The sequence below is a fragment of the Nocardioides daedukensis genome (assembly GCF_013408415.1).
Classification (GTDB): domain Bacteria; phylum Actinomycetota; class Actinomycetes; order Propionibacteriales; family Nocardioidaceae; genus Nocardioides; species Nocardioides daedukensis.
Window position 1 is genome coordinate 1,053,136 of the sequence record NZ_JACCAA010000001.1, and the last position, 20,043, is coordinate 1,073,178.

At 68.0% G+C, this 20,043-nt stretch carries 23 protein-coding genes; 4 read left to right on the forward strand and 19 right to left on the reverse strand.

Annotated elements, in window-relative coordinates; translation table 11 throughout:
* Nucleotides 1-7: 7 nt before the first annotated feature.
* Both BJ980_RS05160 and BJ980_RS05165 read right to left on the reverse strand, forming a co-directional pair.
* A complete protein-coding gene (locus tag BJ980_RS05160; protein WP_179501303.1) occupies nucleotides 8-1,408 on the reverse strand; it encodes a M1 family metallopeptidase in 1,401 nt (466 codons plus the stop codon).
* A complete protein-coding gene (locus tag BJ980_RS05165) occupies nucleotides 1,405-2,079 on the reverse strand; it encodes an acyl-CoA synthetase family protein (RefSeq protein ID WP_179501304.1) in 675 nt (224 codons plus the stop codon). Before BJ980_RS05165 ends, BJ980_RS05160 begins: the two co-directional genes overlap by 4 nt.
* A gap of 145 nt (nucleotides 2,080-2,224) precedes the next feature.
* Between BJ980_RS05165 and BJ980_RS05170 the strand changes: the two genes are divergently transcribed.
* Genes BJ980_RS05170 through BJ980_RS05180 form a run of 3 tightly spaced genes read left to right on the forward strand, consistent with a single transcriptional unit; the run spans nucleotide 2,225 to nucleotide 4,881 of the window.
* A complete protein-coding gene (locus tag BJ980_RS05170) occupies nucleotides 2,225-3,073 on the forward strand; it encodes a serine protein kinase RIO (RefSeq protein ID WP_179501305.1) in 849 nt (282 codons plus the stop codon).
* A gap of 59 nt (nucleotides 3,074-3,132) precedes the next feature.
* Nucleotides 3,133-3,774 carry a 5,6-dimethylbenzimidazole synthase gene (gene bluB, locus BJ980_RS05175; protein WP_179501306.1) on the forward strand — a complete coding sequence of 214 codons (642 nt, stop codon included), beginning with the start codon at nucleotides 3,133-3,135 and terminating at the stop codon, nucleotides 3,772-3,774.
* A gap of 21 nt (nucleotides 3,775-3,795) precedes the next feature.
* On the forward strand, nucleotides 3,796-4,881 hold the full coding sequence (locus BJ980_RS05180) for an LOG family protein (protein ID WP_179501307.1): 1,086 nt from the start codon (nucleotides 3,796-3,798) through the stop codon (nucleotides 4,879-4,881).
* On the opposite strand, the gene BJ980_RS05185 is transcribed toward BJ980_RS05180, so the two are convergent.
* The 8 genes from BJ980_RS05185 to rlmN form a co-directional block, all read right to left on the reverse strand.
* A complete protein-coding gene (locus BJ980_RS05185) occupies nucleotides 4,872-5,558 on the reverse strand; it encodes a tetratricopeptide repeat protein (RefSeq protein ID WP_179501308.1) in 687 nt (228 codons plus the stop codon). The two genes, BJ980_RS05180 and BJ980_RS05185, sit on opposite strands and share 10 nt — an antisense overlap.
* Nucleotides 5,555-6,556: a vWA domain-containing protein gene (locus tag BJ980_RS05190; RefSeq protein WP_179501309.1), complete on the reverse strand. Its 1,002-nt coding sequence runs from the start codon at nucleotides 6,554-6,556 to the stop codon at nucleotides 5,555-5,557. The genes BJ980_RS05185 and BJ980_RS05190 overlap by 4 nt, the downstream gene beginning before the upstream one ends.
* Nucleotides 6,553-7,530, reverse strand: a complete 978-nt coding sequence (locus BJ980_RS05195) for a VWA domain-containing protein (RefSeq protein WP_179501310.1) — start codon at nucleotides 7,528-7,530, stop codon at nucleotides 6,553-6,555. The genes BJ980_RS05190 and BJ980_RS05195 overlap by 4 nt, the downstream gene beginning before the upstream one ends.
* Nucleotides 7,521-7,985: a hypothetical protein gene (locus BJ980_RS05200; protein ID WP_179501311.1), complete on the reverse strand. Its 465-nt coding sequence runs from the start codon at nucleotides 7,983-7,985 to the stop codon at nucleotides 7,521-7,523. The genes BJ980_RS05195 and BJ980_RS05200 overlap by 10 nt, the downstream gene beginning before the upstream one ends.
* On the reverse strand, nucleotides 7,969-8,856 hold the full coding sequence (locus BJ980_RS05205; RefSeq protein WP_179501312.1) for a DUF58 domain-containing protein: 888 nt from the start codon (nucleotides 8,854-8,856) through the stop codon (nucleotides 7,969-7,971). The genes BJ980_RS05200 and BJ980_RS05205 overlap by 17 nt, the downstream gene beginning before the upstream one ends.
* Before the next feature lie 12 nt (nucleotides 8,857-8,868).
* Nucleotides 8,869-9,870 carry an AAA family ATPase gene (locus BJ980_RS05210; protein ID WP_179501313.1) on the reverse strand — a complete coding sequence of 334 codons (1,002 nt, stop codon included), beginning with the start codon at nucleotides 9,868-9,870 and terminating at the stop codon, nucleotides 8,869-8,871.
* A gap of 69 nt (nucleotides 9,871-9,939) precedes the next feature.
* Nucleotides 9,940-11,103, reverse strand: a complete 1,164-nt coding sequence (locus tag BJ980_RS05215) for a glycosyltransferase family 4 protein (protein ID WP_179501314.1) — start codon at nucleotides 11,101-11,103, stop codon at nucleotides 9,940-9,942.
* Nucleotides 11,104-11,232: 129 nt separating this feature from the next.
* Nucleotides 11,233-12,387, reverse strand: coding sequence for a dual-specificity RNA methyltransferase RlmN (gene rlmN, locus BJ980_RS05220; RefSeq protein ID WP_179501315.1), 1,155 nt, complete (start codon nucleotides 12,385-12,387; stop codon nucleotides 11,233-11,235).
* Between the two features lie 103 nt (nucleotides 12,388-12,490).
* Between rlmN and BJ980_RS05225 the strand changes: the two genes are divergently transcribed.
* Nucleotides 12,491-13,144 (forward strand): hypothetical protein, encoded by a 654-nt coding sequence (locus BJ980_RS05225; RefSeq protein WP_179501316.1) that lies wholly within the window; start codon nucleotides 12,491-12,493, stop codon nucleotides 13,142-13,144.
* Between the two features lie 3 nt (nucleotides 13,145-13,147).
* On the opposite strand, the gene BJ980_RS05230 is transcribed toward BJ980_RS05225, so the two are convergent.
* The 9 genes from BJ980_RS05230 to tsf form a co-directional block, all read right to left on the reverse strand.
* On the reverse strand, nucleotides 13,148-13,657 hold the full coding sequence (locus tag BJ980_RS05230) for a histidine phosphatase family protein (RefSeq protein WP_179501317.1): 510 nt from the start codon (nucleotides 13,655-13,657) through the stop codon (nucleotides 13,148-13,150).
* Nucleotides 13,654-14,019 (reverse strand): hypothetical protein, encoded by a 366-nt coding sequence (locus BJ980_RS05235; protein WP_179501318.1) that lies wholly within the window; start codon nucleotides 14,017-14,019, stop codon nucleotides 13,654-13,656. Before BJ980_RS05235 ends, BJ980_RS05230 begins: the two co-directional genes overlap by 4 nt.
* Nucleotides 14,016-14,318, reverse strand: a complete 303-nt coding sequence (locus BJ980_RS05240) for a hypothetical protein (RefSeq protein ID WP_218855414.1) — start codon at nucleotides 14,316-14,318, stop codon at nucleotides 14,016-14,018. Before BJ980_RS05240 ends, BJ980_RS05235 begins: the two co-directional genes overlap by 4 nt.
* Nucleotides 14,308-15,918, reverse strand: coding sequence for a radical SAM protein (locus BJ980_RS05245; RefSeq protein WP_218855415.1), 1,611 nt, complete (start codon nucleotides 15,916-15,918; stop codon nucleotides 14,308-14,310). The genes BJ980_RS05240 and BJ980_RS05245 overlap by 11 nt, the downstream gene beginning before the upstream one ends.
* Nucleotides 15,915-16,688, reverse strand: a complete 774-nt coding sequence (locus tag BJ980_RS05250) for a prolipoprotein diacylglyceryl transferase (protein WP_179501319.1) — start codon at nucleotides 16,686-16,688, stop codon at nucleotides 15,915-15,917. The genes BJ980_RS05245 and BJ980_RS05250 overlap by 4 nt, the downstream gene beginning before the upstream one ends.
* Before the next feature lie 7 nt (nucleotides 16,689-16,695).
* A complete protein-coding gene (locus tag BJ980_RS05255) occupies nucleotides 16,696-17,583 on the reverse strand; it encodes a phosphatidate cytidylyltransferase (RefSeq protein ID WP_179501320.1) in 888 nt (295 codons plus the stop codon).
* A 21-nt stretch (nucleotides 17,584-17,604) separates the two neighbouring features.
* Nucleotides 17,605-18,159, reverse strand: coding sequence for a ribosome recycling factor (gene frr, locus BJ980_RS05260; RefSeq protein ID WP_343047899.1), 555 nt, complete (start codon nucleotides 18,157-18,159; stop codon nucleotides 17,605-17,607).
* Between the two features lie 84 nt (nucleotides 18,160-18,243).
* Nucleotides 18,244-18,957, reverse strand: coding sequence for a UMP kinase (gene pyrH / locus BJ980_RS05265; protein WP_179501322.1), 714 nt, complete (start codon nucleotides 18,955-18,957; stop codon nucleotides 18,244-18,246).
* A gap of 130 nt (nucleotides 18,958-19,087) precedes the next feature.
* Nucleotides 19,088-19,900: a translation elongation factor Ts gene (gene tsf / locus BJ980_RS05270; RefSeq protein ID WP_179501323.1), complete on the reverse strand. Its 813-nt coding sequence runs from the start codon at nucleotides 19,898-19,900 to the stop codon at nucleotides 19,088-19,090.
* Nucleotides 19,901-20,043 lie beyond the last annotated feature (143 nt).

Consider the following 20,043-nt stretch of genomic DNA (forward strand, 5'->3'; position numbering starts at 1 on the left):
ACTTCTGCTAGTTGAGCCCGTTGGCCGCGGTGCGCGCCGGTCGCGTCGTCGAACGGACCCAGGCGTCGAAGAACGAGGTGAGGTCCTCGCCGGAGATCTCCTCGGCGAGGGCGATGAAGTCCTCGGTGCTGCCGTGGTCGCGGCCCTTGACCCAGGCGCGCAGCAGCTTCTTGAAGTCGGTCGTGCCGATCCGGTGCCGCAGCGCCTGGATCGTCATCGCGCCGCGCTCGTAGACGGCTTCGTGGAACATGTTGCGCGGGCCGGGGTCGGCCAGACGCACGCGCCAGAACGAGTCGTCGCTGTCGTAGGACTCCCAGGAGAACCGGAGCCACTGCTGCGGGCTGGTGAAGCCGTAGTTGTCCGACCACAGCGTCTCGAAATAGGTGGCCAGGCCCTCGTTGAGCCACACGTCACGCCAGTTGTTCACGCTCACCTTGTCGCCGAACCACTGGTGCGCGATCTCGTGGGCGACCAGCCAGTCCCCCTCGGCACCGCCGGCATAGGGATAGGTGGGCCGGGTCTGGTTCTCCAACGCGAAGCCGGTCCGGATCGCGGTGGTCACTCCGCCGATGGCCGTGAACGGATAGGGACCGAGCCAGGTCTCCAGCCAGGAGATCACCCGGGGGGTGCGACGGAGCAGGGCCAGGGATCGCATCTGCTGCGTCTTGCTGAGCTTCTTCGAGACCGCGTTGAAGGTGGGGATCTTGTTGTGAGTCCCGCGCTCGAAGGCGAAGTCACCGGCCGCGAAGAAGGCCAGGTAGGGCGCCATCGGCTCCGCCGAGCGCCACTGCCATGCCGTCCACTTCTTGCCCTTGACGACCTGGGTGAGACGACCGTTGGAGATGCCCTCGTAGCCGTTGCCGACGGTGATCCTCACGTCGATCGTGGCCTTGTCACGCGGGTGGTCGTTGGCCGCGAACCACCAGGGCGCGATCTGTGGCTCGTTCATCGCCATCATCTCGCCCTTGGTGCGCAGGAACGGGCGCTCGCCCTTCCAGCTGAGCGTCGAGGGCTTGCCGGAATATCTCACCTCGACGGTGAAGTCGGTGTCGTCGGGGATCGGCGTGGCAGGGGTGATGACGAGCTCGTGGGCACTGTCCTTGGTGAACACCGCAGGCACGCCGTTGACCTTCACGGAGCTGACCTTGAGCATGAGGTCGACGTTGAAGCGGTTCAGCGCCTGCAGGGAATGTGCCTGGAACGTGGTGCGGCCGGTCAGGCTGCCACCGCCTACGCCCACCCGGTGTGCGACGTCGTAGTGCTGCACGTCGTAGCCACCGTTGCCGTCCGAGGGGAAGTAGGGGTCGCCCATCCCGCTGGATCCGGCGCTCGGGTCGTCGGCCTGGGCCGAGGTGATCCCGAAGCCCAGCAGGCACAGGGTGAGCAGGGAGGCGGTCAGCCGCTTCATGGGGTCGTCCCGGGGGTCAGGTCCACGGGCTTGCCCGCAGACAGGGTGCTGATGATGCGGCCGAGGCGGTCGTCCGCCGGCGTGATGGCCACGGGAACCGCCGTGTCCAAGACGTATGCCGTGGTGCCCGGCGCGACCGGCTCGCAGCCGGCCGGGTCCGTTCGGCCCGCTCGCACCGCCAGGTCCCAGGTCAGTTCGCGGGTCTCGTCACTCGGCTCGCGGCCGACCAGGACGACGTTGACCGGGACGTGGTCACTGAAGACGGGTTCGCGGTCGGTGACGACCATGTGCGGTCCGGGCAGATCCAGTGCAGGCCAGTCAGTCGGCGCTGCGATCGAGGCAGAGAACACCGCCCCCAACCGAGCGGTGGCAAGGAACGTGACCAGCTCGATGTGTGGATCGGAGACGTCGACACCGACCACGCGCCCGGGCTCCACCCCCAGGCTGCGGAACGCACCGGCGACCGCACCGACCAGCTCGAGCAGACCCGCGAAGTCGAGTGGTCGCAGGCCGAGGACGGCCGGGTCGGTTGCGTGCCCGCGAATGACCGGGAGGTCCACGGCGTTGTAGGTGAGATTGAGCGTTCCCGGGTCGTCGCCACTCGGTGTCCTGAACCAGGCCAACGCCACTCGGTGCTCCTCGGAGAAAAAACGGTTGCGGTGCGGGGCCACCGACTCGAAACTGATCCAACCACCCTAGTGCGTGATCGGGTCGCCCTGCGACCCGAGCCCGTGCCCGATGAGAGGAGCCGTGACATGTCAACCACTGTCCCCGGCCTGTCCGCAGACCGAACCTCACTCATCTGGAGCACATGCAATGACGCACGACCCGTCCGAAACGCTCGACCCTGACTTCGTCTTCGGCTTCAAGGCCCTCGACGAACCTGACGACGCGAACCAGCGCTGGTCCACGTGGCTCTCCGTGGAGCCCCTGTCCCGCGGCCCCGAGCCTCGCCCCGACTGGGTGGTGACCAGCCAGGGCGCCCTGGACACCGAGCTCGGCATCCTCAAGACCGGCAAGGAGGCCGAGGTCCACCTGCTCGAACGCGCCGAGCCCGGTCAGCCCGGCGTGGTGATGGCCGCCAAGCGCTACAAGTCCCGCGAGCACACCTCGTTCCACCGCAGCGCCTCCTACACCGAGGGCTGGTCCACCCGGCGCTCGCGCGACGCCCGGGCGGTGAAGGCGAAGAGCGGCTTCGGCCGCGAGGTCGCCGCGGGCCAGTGGGCGAATGCGGAGTGGCAGGCCCTGCAACGGTTCTGGTTGGCCGGGGTCCCGGTCCCCTACCCGGTGCAGATCGACGGCACGGAGATCCTGATGGAGTTCATCAGCGTCGACGGCCAACCCGCCCCACGACTGGCCCGGGCCCGCCCCGGGCCGGAGCTGCTCCGTGAATGGTTCGAGCAGCTGCGCAACGCCATGACGATGATGGCCCGACACGGGATCGCGCACGGCGACCTGTCGGCGTACAACATCCTCGCCCAGGGTGAGCGGGTCGTGATCATCGATCTTCCCCAGGCAGTCGACCTCGTCGGCAACGCCCAGGGCTTGGAGTTCCTGATGCGCGACTGCCGCAACGTGTGCACGTGGTTCGTCAGGGCGGGTCTCGATGCCGAGGTCGCCGACGCGGAGGCGCTCTTCGGCGACCTGGCCGCCTCGGCGTTCTGAGCCGTTCCCCGGCCTCCTAGGGTGTGGGCTCCCGGCCGACCGAGACGAGGAGCCCACACATGGAGCTGTACGACGCGATGCAGCGTCGGCGCGACACCCGCGCCGAGTTCACCGGCGCAGCTGTCGACGACGAGGTGCTGAGACGGGTCCTGGCTGCTGCGCACTCGGCACCCAGCGTCGGGATGAGCCAACCCTGGGACTTCGTCCTGGTCCGCGACGCACAGGCACTGGCCGCGTTCGCGGGGCACGTGGCGAGCGAACGTGACGAGTTCGCCAGCTCGCTGGACGGAGAGCGGGCCGAGACGTTCTCCCGGATCAAGATAGAGGGGATCCGCGAGTCGGGCCTGGGCGTGGTGGTCGGCTATGACCCGACCCGAGGGGGCCCGAACGTCCTCGGTCGTCATGCGATCGCGGACGCGGGGCTCTACTCGGTGTGCCTGGCCATCCAGAACCTCTGGTTGGCGGCAACCGCCGAGGGACTCGGCGTCGGCTGGGTCAGCTTCTATCGCGAGGAGTTCCTGCGCGAGCTGGTCTCCATGCCCGAGCACGTGCGGCCGGTGGCCTGGCTCTGCCTGGGCGAGGTGGCGAACGTGCCGACGGTGCCGGACCTGGAGCGCTTCGGCTGGCGGCATCGCTCACCGCTGGAGTCCGTGCTGCACGCGGAGCGCTGGGGCGAGCAGGTCGAGCCCGTTCAAAGCTGAGGTCACAGCTAGGTTGGCCTGATGCGACGTACGACCGGACCCGTGATCGAGGTCGAGACCCTGGCCGACTTCGACCATCGGGTGGCGCTCGGGACGCGCTCCCTGGCCGGTTGGCACCTCCAGTCGATCGACCTGTCCGGGCGCTCGGGTGTGCTGCGCAGCCTTCCGGTCGCCGGTGCGCTGTTCCTCGGCTGCCGGTTCGCCGCGGGCGACGAGGACTCGGTCCGCCACCGTGGCGGCATCGTCTTCCCGGCCGTGCCCGATGCACCGCTGGACACCTACCGCGGCAGTCTCTACACGCCGCGCGACCTCTACGACTCCCCCAGCTATCCCGACAGCCTCGACGCCCGCGCCTATGCCTGGTCACGCCAGCCGCGCGACCTGGACCTCACCTTGGCCCAGGCCCTGCACGACCACGCCATCGACGACGCGCTCTCGGCGTGGATCGAGTCACGACGCCTGGTCGGCGTGATGGGTGGCCACGCCCTGGCCAGGGGGGCCACGGAATATGCCGACGCCGCCAGGCTGGGCCGGTTGCTCTCGGCCACGGCGACGGTGGCGACCGGTGGTGGCCCCGGGGCGATGGAGGCCGCGAACCTGGGCGCCTGGCTCTCGAGGCGTTCCAGCGAGGAGCTCGACCAGGCGCTGGCCATGGTGGCTGCCGAGCCGAGCTTTCGTCCTGACATCGGCGCCTGGGCAAAGGCCGCCTTCGACGTGATCGAGGCCTTCCCGGACGGCGCCGAGTCCCTGGGGGTGCCGACCTGGCACTACGGGCACGAGCCGCCGAACCCGTTCGCCTCGCAGATCGCGAAATATTTCCACAACGCCACCCGGGAGGCGATCCTGCTGGAGATCTGTCGGGCCGGGATCGTCTTCCTGCCCGGGGCCGGCGGCACCGTTCAGGAGATCTTCCAGGACGCCTGCGAGAACTACTACGGTGACGAGGCCTCGGTCGCGCCGATGGTCCTGGTCGGGATCGAGCACTGGACCAGGACCTTGCCGGCCTGGCCGCTGCTCACCGCACTGGCGAAGGGGCGTCCGATGGAGTCACACGTGCACCTGGTCGCAACAGTCGAGGAGGCAGCGGAGCTCGTGGCTCACCACTGATAGCCCGGCTCGCGCTCGGAATAGGGATAGTCCTCGAAGTCCCGGTTCTCCTTGCGCTCCTCACGGCCCTTGTCGTTGCGCTCCTCGAGCTCCTTCTTCTTCTGTTCCTGCTCCTTCTTGTCCTTGTCGTCCTCGGGGTCCTGCTTCTGGTCCTTGTCCTGTTGTTCCTTCTGCTGCTCGATCTTCTTCTTCAGCCGCTCGTCGATCGTCTTCGAGTCCTCGTTGTCGTCGGGGCAGTCACCCTCGGCCAACACGTCGCGACCGGCCTGCCACGAGTCGATGGCGGCCTGGGGGTCGTCCTCGACGAGCCCGTCCCCGATGACCTCGTGTGCGAGTGCGATGTTGTTGCGCACGGTGCACCGCTCGTCCTTTGGCGCCTTCTTGAGTGCGGCCTCGAACTCCTTGATCGCGCCCTCGTAGTCGGCGTCCTGAAAGAGCGTCGTGCCGTAGTTGAACGGTGCCAGCCAGGGCTCGAGGAGGTTCAGCGACTTGTTGCCCTCGAACTTCTCACCCGCCTTGGGATGGTCACCTTCGTCGTACGCCGACTCCCCGGCAGCCTGGGCGGAGAGCATCAGGCCGACCTTGGCCACGAACAGGAAGGTCAGGATCACCGGGATGATCCCGACGAGGAAGAGGATGTTGCGCATCTTGACGCGGGCGCGGTTGGTCATGCTCACAGCGACTTCAGCTCCTTGTTCGCCGAGACGAGGCCACGCCAGCTGATCCGGAGCTCGACCAGGGCCAGGCCGAAGAGCAGCAGGGCGAAGATCCAGTAGAGTTCGTGCTTGGCCTGGCTGCCCTCGTCGGCGGCCTCGAACGACTGCTTGACGTCGTCGGCCCAACCGCCGAGGTCGCCGGGTTCTTCTCGGTGCAGATAGGCCAGGCCCATCTCGTCGGCGATCTGCTTGAGGTTCTTCTCGTCCAGCTTGGACAGGGCGTCACCCTGGCTGGCGGTGTCGGTGATGAACCCGGCGTCAGGACGTTCGGGATCGACCGGCATCTTGCCGCCCTTCTGGGTTCCATAACCCAGGACGACACCTCCGGCGAGGTATTCCTCGAGGTCGGCGAAGGATTCCTGCGGAGACTCGGAGGTGTTCTCCCCGTCGCTGACGAAGATCACCATCCGTTGACGGTCCTCCCGCTTCTCAGCGGAACGCTTCAGGCTCTCCAGCATCTCGTCGTGGGCGATCGAGACCGACGATCCGGCTCCGTCGAAGGCACCCTCGGTGCTCATCGTGTCGACGACCGCGAGGAAGGCCCCGCTGTCGCTCGAGTAGGGCAGCTCGGTGCGGGTGAAGCGGCCGAACGTGATCAGGGAGAAGCGAGCTCCGGGGAACTGCTCGGTCAGCTCGGCCAGGTCGCGCTTGACGCCCTCGAGACGTGCCTCGGACCCGTTCCAGTCCTGGGCCGACATGCTGGTGGTGCGGTCGACCACGACCAGGATCTCCATGTCCGTGACCACCGAGCCCGTGCCGGACTCACCGATTCCGGGCCGCAACAGGATTCCGGCGACGGCCACGATCATCAGGGCGCGCACCGTCCAGTCGAGACGCTCGCGGGGTCGCTTGAGCAGGAACCACGCCGCCAGACCGAGCAGCGCCAGGGCGAGGATGACGACCAGCCACGCCGGGATGATCGGCCGGAGCGCGAGCGGGTGCAGGAGGGTGGATGTCATGAGTTCCTCCTGATCGCTGCCCCGACGACGAGGAGCAGTCCGATTCCGACCAGTCCAGCGCCCCAGTAGGGCTTGTCGAGGACCGTCACGGTCGCGGGCTCCTTGCTGCGAGCGGCCTCGAGACGGTTGATGTCATCGGCGATCGCGGAGGTGGATCCGTCGGCACCGAAGACGCTCCACGACCCCTTGGTCTTCTTCACCGCCGCTTCGAACTCCTCTGCCGATCCCGGGATCAGCTCCATCTCCGGGGTGCCGAGCCCGTGCACGACCACGCCCTTCTCGACGGCGTAGTCGGCCGCTTCGTCGAAGGTGAACACCGGCTCGCCCTGGGGGTCGTTGTCGGAGGCGAGGACGATCGCTCGGCCGCGTTCCTCGTCGGGACGGTCGAATCGGTCGACGCAGGAGACCAGCCCGTCGCTGACCAGCGAGGCACGCTCGTCGCCGATGTAGGTGCCGGCCACGAAGTTGTAGTCGTAGTTGGCCAGCTTCTGCTCGGCCTCGTCGAGCTGCTCGACGACGAACTCGTAGTCATCGGTCAGCGGGAAGACGGTGACCGCCACACCGCTCCAGATGGTCAGCCCGATGCGCTCCCCCTCGAGTCCTTCGGCGATCCGCTTGAACTCCGCGATGAGCTGGGCGTCGTACGTCGTCATCGAGCCCGAGACGTCCAGGCACAGCATGATGTCCCGATTGCTGTTCTCGGCCTGGTGCGTGCGGGTCTCCACCAGTCGGCCGGCGAGCAGGATGCTGCCGACGATGAGGAACAGCACCGCGGCCGTGCGCAGGCCCATCTCGATCCGGCGGCGTCCGGCGAGCACGCGATAGCGCGGCAGGCGCCGCAGTCGTGCCGCGTGGGCCACGAGCAGGGCGTTGCGCGGGGCTCGATTCAGCGGCGACGGGAAGGACCACAACACGATCCAGCCGATGGTGACGAGGGTCAGGACGATGACCAGCCAGGTCCACTTCAGTTCCATGTGGCCACCACGTTCCGGGCACGGTCCAGGGTCCTGGGCAACGGCTCCTGGGCGACGTCGTCCTCGGGCGAGAACTCGGGTGGATACATCAGTGCGACGACGTCGGCCACGTGCGGGATGCCGATGGCCCTCAGGTCGGCCAGGGCCATCGTGTGGGTGGGCAGACCGGTGACCTCGCTGACGAAGCCACGGACCACCACGCTCATCTGCTGATAGCCCTCACGCTCGGGCAGGTCACCGCTGGCCACCTGCGCACCGATCCGGTCGAGCTCACCGAACGCCTTCGTGCGCGCGGTCGCGGGGTCACCCTTCGCAACGGGCTTGGGGTGACCGCTGACCGACCATGCCCAGACGGCGAGGTAGTAGAGCGAGACGAGGATGAACGCGCCGACTGCCAGCCACACCCACAGTGAGGAATAGCCGATCGGTCCGTTGAACTCATCGCCGGCGGGCATGGCGGTGCCTTTCGAGCATGGTGAGGACGGCGTGGATGGCGCTGTCGTGGTCGTGGACCATCTGGTGGACGATGCCCAGAGCGTCGAGCTCACGACGCATCCCGTCGGCCTCGCCGGTGACGAGCGAGGCGAACTCACGTCGCAGCTGTTCGTCGTGACGGGCCCAGTCCGGGACCAGTCCACCAGAGTCGATGTCGACCAGAGAGCTCGATTCGGCTGCCGTGGTCGGGTCGAGGTCGCCGATGGAGACATAGAGCAGCTCGTGCTGGACCACCAGCCGGCGCAGGATCTGCGCCAGCTCCTCGTCCACGGCGTACTCGTCGGAGATGATGCACATGATCGTGCGGCGGCGGACCGTGCGGGTGACGTAGCGGAGCACCTGCTTGAGGTCGGCCGGAGCCGCCGTGGGGGTGATCGCATCGTGGATCGCCGCGAGTCGGTGCTCCAGGTTCAGCTCGCCGCCCGCCGGGGGCATCTGGTGGCTTCCCGACGCGTCGCCGCGGACCATCCCGACCTGGTCGCCGTGCTTGACCGCGAGATAGCCGACGACACCGGCCACGGTGATCGCCATGTCGCGCTTGGGCACGTTGAGATCGTTCATCGCCGCCATCGAGCGCCCGGTCGAGGCGACCAGCATGATGTTGTGCTTGCGGGCAGCGGCATAGCGCTTGACCAGCAGGGCTCGGCTGCGCGCGGAGGCCTTCCAGTCGATGTCCTTCACGTCGTCCCCGCGGACATATTCGCGCAGGTCGTTGAAGTCCATGCTGCGCCCGGTCTGGAGGGAGGCGTACTCACCCTCCAGCAGGCCACGCACCTTGCGGTGTGCGTGGATGGTCATCCGGGCCTTGACCCGCGTGAGGTGCGGTGACACGAGGATCCCCGATCAGGGGGCCGGGACGGCGGCGAAGACGGCGTCGACGATGGTCTCCGGCTTCACCCGCTCGGCGAGGGCCTCGAAGGTCAGGTGGATCCGGTGGCGCAGGATGCTGTGCCGCAGGTGCCGGACGTCCTCGGGGATCACGTGGTTGCGTCCGGCGATGATCGCCAGCGAACGAGCCACCTGGTAGAACGCGATCGTCCCGCGCGGGCTGGCGCCGATCTCGACGAAGCGTCCCAGCTCCGGTCCGAGCACCCGCTCGGTCTCACGGGTCGCGTGGACCAGGGCGACGATGTATTGCTTGATGACGGGATCGACGTAGACCCGGTCGACGAGGCGCTGGAGCCAGCCGACCTGCTCGGGGGTGACCACCGAGGCGACCGTGCTGCCGGTGCCGAGGGCGCCCGAGTCGAAGCGGTTGAGGACTTCGAGCTCCTCGTGGTCGCGCGGATATTCCACGACCTCCTTGAGCAGGAAACGGTCCATCTGCGCCTGCGGGAGGAGATAGGTGCCTTCCTCCTCGATCGGGTTCTGGGTGGCCAGCACCATGAACGGCGTGGGCAGCGGGTGAATCACTCCCGCGATCGACGTCTGCCGCTCCTGCATCGCCTCGAGCATCGCCGACTGGGTCTTGGCGCTGGCGCGGTTGATCTCGTCGAGCAGCACGAAGTTGGCGTGCACCGGGCCGAGCTGGGTCTCGAACTCGTGGTTGCGGGGGTCGTAGACCTGGGTCCCGATGATGTCGGAGGGCAGCAGGTCGGGGGTGCACTGGATCCGGGCGAAGTCGGCCCGCACCGCCTTGGCCAGCGTGGAGGCGGCCAGCGTCTTGGCCAGACCGGGAACGCTCTCCAGGAGGATGTGGCCCTCGGCCATCATCGCGACGAGCAGGGAGGTGCGCAGTTGCTCCTGGCCGACGACCTTCTTGGAGAACGCACCCGAGATCTCATCGATAATCCCTTTGGCCTTGGTCAGCTCAACAGGCTCGATGGTCCTGGGCGTTGCCGACATGCGATGTCCTCCTGCGGTTGGGTTGGTGCCGGAGGTGAGCATGCCACGAGCCTGGTGACCTCAAACCCATCACGCGGCCGTGAACTCCTCCAGGCAGCGACCGGCGACCACGTCGCGGAAGTGACTGACCAGGACCTCGCACACCTGCGGCCACGAACGCTGCTCGACACTGCGGCGCGCGGTGATCGCCATCCGCTGGCGCAGCAGCGGGTCCGAGGCGAGTCGCTCGACGTGGGCGCGCAGGTCGGCACCGTCGCCGGGCCGGTAGAGGAACCCGGCACCCTCGGCGACCACGTCGATCGGTCCACCGGCGCGGGGGGCGACCACCGGGACCCCGGCAGCCAGGGCCTCCTGGGCTGACTGGCAGTAGGTCTCGTGGCGACCCGTGTGCGCGAAGATGTCGAGCGAGGCGTACGCCGCTCCCAGCTCATCGCCGTGGAGCACCCCCAGGAAGGCAGCACCGGGGAGCAGCCTCTCGAGGTTGGCCCGCTCCGGTCCCCCACCGACCAGCACCAGGCGGATGCCCTCAATGTCGTTGAGATGGGCGAGCAGGTGCAGCTCCTTCTCCGGCGCGAGCCTGCCGACGTAGCCGACGAGGACCTCGCCGTGGGGGGCGAGCTCGGCGCGCAGCGCGTCGTCGCGGCGGTTGTGCGCGAACTGGTCCAGGTTCACGCCCCGGGGCCAGATCGACACGTCGGGGATCTCCATCCGCGCCAGCTGTTCCAGGCTCGCGCTCGAGGGGGCCAGGGTGCGGGTGACGCTGCGGTGGATGCGCCTGGTCAGGGCCGCCATCGCCCGGGGGCCGCCGGGGACGTCGTACTGCTCGGCGAACCCGACCAGGTCGGTCTGGTAGATGGCAACGGTGGGGATGCCCAGCTCCTCCGCGGCACGCGCAGCCTGGTAGCCGAGGGTCGCCGGCGACGCGATGTGTACGACGTCGGGGCGGAAGCGGATCATCTCGGCACGCAGGCGGCGGCGTGACTCGAGGCCGATCCGGAACTCACGATAGAACGGCAGGCTGGCGCCCCGGGCGATCGTGACCGGGAATCCCGCATAGGCGGTCGGACCCGTCGGGGCGATCAGCTCCGCCGCGTGCCCCTGCGCCGCGAGATGCTCCAGGACACGACGTACGGAGTTGGTCACGCCGTTGACCTGCGGGAGGAACGACTCCGCCACGACCAGGACGCGGAGCCGGTCGGTGGAGCGACGCGGGAGGATCGTGGTGCGGCGCATGGCTTCCCCTTCGAATTGGAGACTTCGTCCAATTCGGAAGGTAGGAAGCAGTTGCCAACAGATCGCCGTGCCGACGTGGCCGACACGTGAACGTCCCGCCAACCGCTTCCCGTCAGCCGGCCGGCGGTGTTACTCCGTCGCGGCGAGCTGCCCGCAGGCGGCGTCGATCTCGTCCCCGCGGGTGTCACGCATGGTGGTCGCGATGCCCTTGGCCTCGAGGCGACGCAGGAACTCGTCCATGTCCTCCTCGCGTGAGCGGGTGAACTGGGATCCGGGCACCTCGTTGAGCGGGATCAGGTTGACGTGCACCCAACCCCAGTCCCCGTAGGAGTTGAGGACGTCGGCGAGCAGGTCGGCGCGCCATGCCTGGTCGTTGATGTCGCGCATCATCGCGTATTCGATGGAGACGCGGCGCTTGGTGACGTTCGCGTAGTTCCACGCCGCCTCGACGGTCTCGGCCACGGAGAAGCGAGTGTTGATCGGGACCAGCTCGTTGCGCAGCTCGTCATCGGGCGCGTGCAGCGAGAGCGCCAGCGTGACCGGGATGCCCTCCTCGGCAAGCTGCCTCATACGCGGGACGAGACCGACGGTGGAGACGGTGATGTGCCGCGCCGACATGCCGAGACCGGCCGGAGCCGGCTCCACGAAACGGCGTACGGCGGCGATCATCGCCTTGTAGTTGGCCATCGGCTCGCCCATGCCCATGAACACCACGTTGGAGACGCGTCCCGGTCCCCCGGCGACCTCACCGCGTTGGAGCGCGCGAGCCCCGGCGACGACCTGCTCGACGATCTCGGCGGTGGACATGTTTCGCTGCAGCCCACCCGCACCGGTGGCGCAGAACGGGCAGGCCATGCCGCAGCCGGCCTGGCTGGAGACACACATGGTGACCCGGCCCGGGTAGCGCATCAGGACGGACTCGACCAAGGCGCCGTCGAAGAGCTTCCACAGCGTCTTGACGGTCTTGCCCTTGTCGGCCTGGAGCGTGCGCAGAGGCGTCATCAGGTTGGGCAGCAGCGCCGAGACGAGCTCGTCGCGCTGTCCGGCCGGGAGGTCGGTCATCTCGGCAGGGTCGTCGACGAGCCGTGCGAAGTAGTGGTTGGAGAGCTGCTTGGCCCGGAAGCCGGGCAGGCCCGCCTGGGTGAGGAGTTCCTTGCGCCCGGCCTCGTCGAGGTCGGCAAGGTGGCGCGGGGGCTTCTTGCGTCCGCGCGGTTCGTCGAAGACGAGGGGCAGGGTCTTGATCGGCTCAGTCTTGGCGTGATTGGCCTGGGTCTCTTCACTCATCGCCCGACCAGTGTCCCATCTGGGACCAACCGCGACGCAATCATGGTTCGACCGCGGGTTCCCGCGAGGTTTGCTGGGACTCCCACCGGGCCAGACTCCCCTCATGAAGCCGAAGACGTCGACAGTGCGCATCACCACCTCCGCCCTGGCGCTCAGCGTCCTGCTGCTCGGCGGCGCGTGTGGCGGCGAGGACGACGAGAAGTCGCCGGTGACCTCGAAGTCCGCGGCCTCGCAGTCGCCCTCGTCGGGTGGGACGACCGATGCCCCCTCAGGTGCCCGGGTGCTGCTGAGCACCAACTTCGAGACCGGCGCGACGCCCCCGATCTGGCAGTTCCCGGTCAACGTGACCGGCTGGGAGATCAAGGTCCTCGACCAGAACGGCCTCAACCAGTTGACCAAGGGCGGTGGGCTCTTCACCAGCTCGCAGCTGGCGCAGGGCACTGCGGGCGGCGATGACGAAGCGAACTCCCGGGCCTATCTCGACCTCTATGCCTCCGAGTTCACCAAGCAGGTCCAGGACTTCGAAGCCCAGGAGCCCACGACCACGGCTCTGCCCTCGGACCAGGGTGATCTGGAGTTCCTGCAGCAGGAGGCGACGTACGTCGGGCAGGACGGAACGGCGTACAAGTCGCGGATGCTTGCCCGCTCGCTCGACACCAACGTGCTCGTCCTGCAATATGCCGCTCCCGAGTCGGAGTGGAGCGAGGACGAGTGGACCGCGCTGACCAAGGACATCCGGGTCCAGCTCGGTTCCTGATCCTCAGATCGTGATCACGTCGGGCATCGCCAGGCTCGCCCACCGATCCAGATCGGGATCTTCGCCGGTCAGCGCGGCAGCCACGAGCGTCCACGCGGTGCCGTGACCGATCAGGACGACGTCCTCGCCGTCGTGCACCTCGACGATGCGCCGGGCCGCGGTGACCACCCGGTCGCGGCAGTCCGCCAACGGCTCCCAACCCTGGTGGGCCGGTTCTTCGGGAGCCGCGAACGCCCTCCGCACGGTGGCGGCGAAGTCGGTGATGTGATCGGTGGTCTCGCGGCGTTGTTCGGCGAGCTCGTCGACGATGCCCACTTGGCCGTCGGTGAGCAGCTGCGCGGTCTCGGTCGCCTTGGGCTCGGGTGAGCTGAACCAGGCCGCGCGAGCCGGAAGCCGGCCGGACTCACGCAGCGCCCAGATCGCATCGAAGCCAGCGGGATCCAGGGACCACTCGGCGGGTGTCTTGTCCGGCTCCTTGAGCGGTAGGCCGTGGCGGACCAGAAAGACGGTCAATGCGCCGATTCCAGCTCGCCGATGAACCACACGCAGGAGCCAGCGAGTATGACGCTTCCCAGCGCCACGCCCATCAGCAGGCCGAAGGCCCAGGGGCGGGTGTTCTTGAAGAAGAGCAACGGGATCGGCACCAGGAACGGCACCAGGATCGACAACGGGACGGCGACGGTCTGCAGCGACTCCAACGAGGCGAAGAAGATGGTCAGGGTGAGGATGCCGCCCAGGACGGTGCCGATGATCGTCCCGAGGACGAGTCCGAGGACCAGGTTGGTGGAGTCCCGGGGCGCGGGGACGGGATGGTTCTGGCCGGGAAAGTGTGGTTGGTGCGGCGGCCATGGTTGCTGCCCGGGCGGTTGGCTCATCGCAGCCAGCCTAGTGCGCCGGTGCCGATCCCCACAGCACCCACGACGACGAGAATGGCGAGATAGACCAGCACCACTCGGGTGTCGCCGAGCACGCAGCGCGACTTCAGCAGCCCCGCGCGCCGAGCCCTCCAGTAGCCCACGAAGCCGAGTGTTGCGAACCCCACCAACGCGATGGGCCCCAGGATCCACCCGAGTAGGGCGACCGTGGCGAAGATGCAGAGCCGGAGCGGGTCCTGGGCCTCGGGCGCCGCGGCCTGCACGCGCGCGGGTTCGGCCTGACGCGGATCACGTTCCATCGGAGGCCCTTGCGACAGCCGGCCTGCCGGTCGCCGTGGAGAGCCGGGTCCGGCTCAGCGGCAGCCACGCCTGGACGGCACAGAACGGCGCACACTGGTGGGCGTCGCTGATCTCGTTGACCGTTGCCACGTGCACGCAGCACTGGGTCAGTCGCTCCTCGATCATCGTGTTCATGTCCATGAACGGCTTGACCGTCACCCGCAGCACCCGCTCCCCCAGCATCGCCCGCAGCCGCTTGTGCTGACCGGGCAGCCTGCTGGCCGCCAGCGTCGAGAGGGTGCCGATGCCGATGTCGCAGTTCTGGCAGATGTCACGCCAGATGTCGGACATCGACGGGTGCGAGAGCGAGGACTGCTCGGAGAGGAGGTCGAGCAGGGAGTCCTTGACGACCTTGCGCAACGAGACCGGGATCGAGTCGTCGGCGATCCGGTTGGCCAGCGTGTCCGGCTCGAGGTCGAGCCATTGCTTGAGCCGGTCGTGACCGATCAGGGAGGTGAGCGAGCGCCACTCCCCTGCGTCGTCGCGGACCAGGTAGCCCACCGAGCAGCAGTGCGGATGCGAGCACGGCAGTGCGGTCAGGTCGCGCCAGGTCACCGCCCCTGCGGTCTGTTCCTCGAGGCGGGCCAGCACTCCGGTGTGGGTCAGTCGATCCAAGGGGTCCACGCCGCTGGAGCGTCCGCTGCCGAAAACCGGCTGGATGGTGACGCCACCGACGTACGGCGTGTCCAGGGCACGCATGAGGACTGCCCCGATCTCGTCGTCGTTGACGCCCAGTGCCGCGGTCATGGTGAGCGTGGTGAAGATGCCGGCCGCGGAGAGCCGTTCGATCGCGCGGTCCTTGAACCGGCGTAGGTCGGCGCCACGGTGGAAGGTGGAGGCCTGCGCCGACTCGCCGTCGTACTGCAGGTAGACCTCGACCCGCTCGCGGTGCTTGGTGAGCAGCGCCAGCAGCTCATCGTCCTGGGCGACGAGCAGCCCGTTGGTGTTCAGCAGGATCCGCACGATCGGGCGGGCCACCAGCTCGTCGAGCAGGCGCGCGAGATCGGGATAGAGGGTCGGCTCGCCACCGGAGAGCATCAGTACGTCGATGCGACCGTTCTCGCGGGACAGGCGGGTGTCCACGCTGGCGAGCACGGCCTCGAGCGGTGCCACGCTGGCCAGCGCCGGTGAGGACTCGGCGAAGCACGTCGGGCACTTGAGGTTGCAGTGGTCGAGCAGGTCCTCGAGCAGGATGCAGGTGTGCTGGGTCTGCATCTCCGGGAGGCCGTCGGCATAGCCGGCCGGGATCGGCGCGAAGTTGCCGCGCAGGTCCGGCTCGTGAACCTTGGTGGGGGCGGTCCATTCCTCCAGGTAGCTGAGGATCTCCGGGGACTCGTCATAGAGCGTTCGCACGAGTCCGTGGGTGGCGCAACCGCGCTCGAGCCAGATCCGGTTGTTGCGCTCGACCAGCCATCCGCTGAGGCGCTGCACCTCGGCCAGGGGGCGATCCGGGCGTTCTTCGTGGCACAGCGGGCAGAACGCGTTGACGTACTTGTGGATCCGGTCACCGCGCAGCGGCATGCCCTGGCCCCGGGGTTGGCCGCGGAAGGATGCTGTCATGCGGTGACCTCCGAGGTCTTCGGCGTGCGATAGGCGCCCGTGCGGATCTGCCAGGCGATGCGCCCGAGCACGATCGGAACGGTGCAGAGCAGGAACAGCTGCGGACGGGTGAGACCCAGCCAGGCCACCTCGTTGCCGCGGACGAACTCGACCAGGAAGCGGAAGACGCCGTACGCCGCGACGTACCAGACGAACGTCTCACCCGGGGGCAGGTCCTTGTGCCGCAGCCAGGCCCACAGCAGCACGAAGGCGATCAGGTGGAAGGCGATCTCGTAGACGAACGAGGGGTGCAGCGCCACGCCCACCGGCGCGTGGGTGTGTGCGGCTGCTTCGGCGTCGAGGGTGATCCCCCAGGGCATGGATGTGGGGGTGCCGGGCAGCTCGGTGAGCAGGCACCCGATCCGGCCCACGGCCATCCCGATCGCGACGGCCGGGGCGAACAGGTCGCCGGTGCGCGATCGATAGCCCGTGGCCCGCTTGGCGATGTGTACGCCGGCCCACGCGCCCACCAGTCCGCCGAGTATGGAGCGGTTGCCATAGAGCCAGTGCTCCACGAAGCTGGCGTTCTCGCGCAGGTCGACGTGCTGCATCCAGGTGCCCAGGCGCATCATCACCGCGCCGCCAATCAGCGCCGACCCGACGATGTAGAGCAGCCGTGGGTCTCGGTGTCCGCGGCGGCGCGCCTCGAGGGCGAAGACGATCGCGGATGCGACCACGCCGAGTGCGACGAAGAGCTCGTGGGTGGGCACCACTCCGAGTCGCGGGAACATCGCGTGCTCAGAAGACCAGGTAGTGGAGCAGCAACCAGATCGGGGCGATGGTGGCCAGGAGGGAGTCGAGTCGATCCATCAGACCGCCGTGTCCCGGGATGATCTGGGACATGTCCTTGATGCCCAGGTCACGCTTCATCACCGACTCGGTCAGGTCGCCGAGGGTGGCCATCACGACCGCGATCAGACCGAGCAGGACGCCGACCCACCAATCGCCGTCGAGCAGGTAGACGACCAGGGCCGTGCCGGCGGCCACGCAGGCGACCGCCGAGCCTGCGAATCCTTCCCAGGACTTCTTGGGAGAGATGACCGGGGCCATCGGGTGCTTGCCGAAGAGGACACCTGCGGCATAGCCGCCGGTGTCGGAGGCGACGGTGACCAGGATGAAGACGACGATGCCCTTGGCTCCCTCGTCCCAGCGGTCGAACCCGGTGGCGCCGCCCTCGGCGAGCATGAGCGCCACGAAGGAGCCGAGGAACGGCACGTAGACGAGGGTGAAGACCGAGGCCGTCGCCGTCTTCACATAGCCGTCGATCCCGCGGCGCAGCAGCCAGAGCATGGTCACCAGCGCGGAGACCGCGGTGGCGGTGACCAGGGCGTTGGCGCCCCAGAAGTAGGCCACCAGGACCATGACCACCCCGCCGAGCATCAGCGGCTGCTCGGGGAGGTCGACGTCCTTGGCCAGCAGGCCTTGGCGCAGCTCCCACACGGCCACGACCACGGCAATCGCGACGATGACCAGGAACGCGGTCTTCCAGAAGGCCAGCGACAGGGCGATGGCCGAGAGCAGCACCACCGCCGAGGCGACCGCTGCTGGAAGGTTGCGTCCGGCCCGGCCGTGGTCCTTGGCCGGGGTGTCGTTGCCCGGTTGCGTGGGCGATGTGGGAGTCGTCATGGATGTCGTCGCGTCGAGGTCTCAGACCTCGAGCAGTTCGGCTTCCTTGTTCTTCAGCATCTCGTCGATGGCGTCGGTGTGCTTCTTGGTCGAGGCGTCCAGCTTCTTCTCGGCGCCGGTGACGTCGTCCTTGCCGACCTCGCCGTCCTTCTCGAGCTTCTCGAGGGCCTGCTTGGCGGTACGGCGGATGTTGCGCACGGAGACGCGACCGTCCTCCGCCTTGCCCTTGGCGATCTTGATGTATTCCTTGCGGCGCTCCTCGGTCAGCTCGGGGAAGACGCAACGGAGCACCTTGCCGTCGTTGGCCGGGTTCACGCCGAGGTCGGAGTCGCGGATCGACCGCTCGATGCCCGCGATCGCGCTCATGTCGAACGGCGCGATCAGGATGGTGCGCGCGTCCTGGGAGGTGAAGGAGGCGAGCTGCTGGATCGGGGTCGGCGTGCCGTAGTAGTCGGCGACGAGCTTGGAGAACATGCTCGGGTTCGCCCGGCCGGCGCGGATGGCCGCGAACTCCTCGCGGGTCGCCTCGACCGACTTGCCCATCTTCGTGTCGGCATCTGACAGGACCTGGTTGATCACGGTTTCTCCTTGGTTCGCTCTTGCTCGGCGGCGCGCTGCTCGTTCAGGCGTGCGGGTTCAGGGGTGCTTCGGCGTGCTCGATCAGGCGTCGGCACTGACGAGCGTGCCAATCTTCTCACCCTGCACGACCCGGAGGATGTTCCCCTCGGGCTCCATGCCGAAGACGACCATCGGGAGCTTGTTCTCGCCGCACAGTGCGAAGGCGGTCTGGTCCATGATCCGCAGGCCCTGGGAGATGGCTTCCTTGTAGGTCACGTTGTCGAGCTTGACCGCGGTGGGGTCCTCGTGCGGATCGGCGGTGTAGACCCCGTCGACCCCGCTCTTGGCGACCAGGACGACGTCGCAGCGGCTCTCCAGGGCGCGCTGCACGGCGACGGTGTCGGTGGAGAAGAAGGGCATGCCCATGCCGGCGCCGAAGATGACGACGCGGCCCTTCTCCATGTGCCGGATGGCGCGGCGCGGGATGTAGGGCTCGGCGACCTGGCCCATCGTGATGGCCGTCTGGACCCGGGTGTCGATGCCTTCCTTCTCCAGGAAGTCCTGGAGCGCCAGGCAGTTCATCACGATGCCCAGCATGCCCATGTAGTCGGCCCGGACACGGTCCATGCCGCGCTGCTGCAGCTCGGCTCCGCGGAAGAAGTTGCCGCCGCCGGTGACGATCGCGATCTGGGTGCCGGCGCGGACGACGGTGGCGATCTCGCGCGCGACCTTCTGGACCACGTCGGGGTCGACCCCGACCTTCCCGCCGCCGAAAACCTCGCCCGAGAGCTTGAGGAGAACACGCTCGTATGTCACCGGATATCCCTTCGTTGCATGCGAAGAGGCCGGCCCGGCGATGATGTGGTGATCATGCTGGACCGGCCTCCTCATGGTCGTGCGGCTGTCAATGTGAAGCCGCGAGAAACCCTACAGGTTCCCGTGAGGCTCAGGCGCCGACCTCGAAGCGGGCGAACCGCGTCACGGTGGTGTTGGCGGCGTCGAGGACGTTCTTGACGCTCTTCTTCGACTCGGTGACCGACTCCTGCTCGAGCAGGACGATCTCCTTGAAGAAGCCACCCAGGCGACCTTCGACGATCTTGGCGACGGCAGCCTCGGGCTTGCCCTCCTCGAGGGTCTTCTTCTCGAGGACGTCCTTCTCGGCGGCGACGATGTCGGCCGGGACCTCGTCGCGGGTGAGGTACTGCGCCTTGAGCGCGGCAACCTGCATGGCGGCACCCTTGGCGGCGGCCTCGTCACCCTCGAACTCGACGAGCACGCCGACGGCGGGCGGCAGGTCGGCTGCGCGACGGTGCAGGTAGACGGTGGTGTTGCCGTCGAAGTAGGCGACCTCGCCCAGCTCGATCTTCTCGCCGATGGTGATGGCGAGTTGCTCGACGACCTCGCCGACGGTCTTGCCGTCGAGCGGAACGGCCTTGAGCGCCTCGATGTCGGCAGCCTTGGCCTCGTTGGCGGCGTCGGCGATGCGCTGCGCGGTGTTGATGAAGTCCGCGTTCTTCGCGACGAAGTCGGTCTCGCTCTTGAGGGAGACGATGGCGTTGCCCGAGCTGGCCACCAGGCCGGCGGAGGTCTCGCGCTCGGCGCCACGCGCGGCTGCCTTGGCAGCACCCTTCACGCGGAGCAGTTCGACTGCCTTGTCGAAGTCGCCGTCGGCCTCGTCGAGAGCCTTCTTGCAGTCCATCATGCCGGCGCTGGTGAGCTCGCGGAGCTTCTTGACGTCGGCGGCGGAGAAGTTAGCCATGGTCCTTCTTCCTCGAAGTTCGGTGTGGGTGTTCGGAATGTTCTGGAGGTGTCGCGTTGGTGCGATCTCGCGGGTCGTCCGGTGAACGACTCGGCGGCCGCGCCCGGTGGGCGCGGCCGCCGGTGAAGCGTTGCGAAGCTCGA

What these genes read in the sequence shown, in the direction of transcription:
- BJ980_RS05200 (WP_179501311.1), bottom strand. Translation starts at nt 7,985, where the DNA reads ATGCCCGCCGGCGATGAGTTCAACGGACCGATCGGCTATTCCTCACTG.
- BJ980_RS05250 (WP_179501319.1), bottom strand. Translation starts at nt 16,688, where the DNA reads ATGTTCCCGCGACTCGGAGTGGTGCCCACCCACGAGCTCTTCGTCGCA.
- BJ980_RS05225 (WP_179501316.1), top strand. Translation starts at nt 12,491, where the DNA reads ATGAAGCCGAAGACGTCGACAGTGCGCATCACCACCTCCGCCCTGGCG.
- BJ980_RS05255 (WP_179501320.1), bottom strand. Translation starts at nt 17,583, where the DNA reads ATGACGACTCCCACATCGCCCACGCAACCGGGCAACGACACCCCGGCC.
- BJ980_RS05240 (WP_218855414.1), bottom strand. Translation starts at nt 14,318, where the DNA reads ATGGAACGTGATCCGCGTCAGGCCGAACCCGCGCGCGTGCAGGCCGCG.
- BJ980_RS05235 (WP_179501318.1), bottom strand. Translation starts at nt 14,019, where the DNA reads ATGAGCCAACCGCCCGGGCAGCAACCATGGCCGCCGCACCAACCACAC.
- bluB (WP_179501306.1), top strand. Translation starts at nt 3,133, where the DNA reads ATGGAGCTGTACGACGCGATGCAGCGTCGGCGCGACACCCGCGCCGAG.
- tsf (WP_179501323.1), bottom strand. Translation starts at nt 19,900, where the DNA reads ATGGCTAACTTCTCCGCCGCCGACGTCAAGAAGCTCCGCGAGCTCACC.
- BJ980_RS05170 (WP_179501305.1), top strand. Translation starts at nt 2,225, where the DNA reads ATGACGCACGACCCGTCCGAAACGCTCGACCCTGACTTCGTCTTCGGC.
- rlmN (WP_179501315.1), bottom strand. Translation starts at nt 12,387, where the DNA reads ATGAGTGAAGAGACCCAGGCCAATCACGCCAAGACTGAGCCGATCAAG.
- BJ980_RS05215 (WP_179501314.1), bottom strand. Translation starts at nt 11,103, where the DNA reads ATGCGCCGCACCACGATCCTCCCGCGTCGCTCCACCGACCGGCTCCGC.
- BJ980_RS05210 (WP_179501313.1), bottom strand. Translation starts at nt 9,870, where the DNA reads ATGTCGGCAACGCCCAGGACCATCGAGCCTGTTGAGCTGACCAAGGCC.
- BJ980_RS05245 (WP_218855415.1), bottom strand. Translation starts at nt 15,918, where the DNA reads ATGACAGCATCCTTCCGCGGCCAACCCCGGGGCCAGGGCATGCCGCTG.
- BJ980_RS05160 (WP_179501303.1), bottom strand. Translation starts at nt 1,408, where the DNA reads ATGAAGCGGCTGACCGCCTCCCTGCTCACCCTGTGCCTGCTGGGCTTC.
- BJ980_RS05190 (WP_179501309.1), bottom strand. Translation starts at nt 6,556, where the DNA reads ATGACATCCACCCTCCTGCACCCGCTCGCGCTCCGGCCGATCATCCCG.
- BJ980_RS05180 (WP_179501307.1), top strand. Translation starts at nt 3,796, where the DNA reads ATGCGACGTACGACCGGACCCGTGATCGAGGTCGAGACCCTGGCCGAC.
- BJ980_RS05195 (WP_179501310.1), bottom strand. Translation starts at nt 7,530, where the DNA reads ATGGAACTGAAGTGGACCTGGCTGGTCATCGTCCTGACCCTCGTCACC.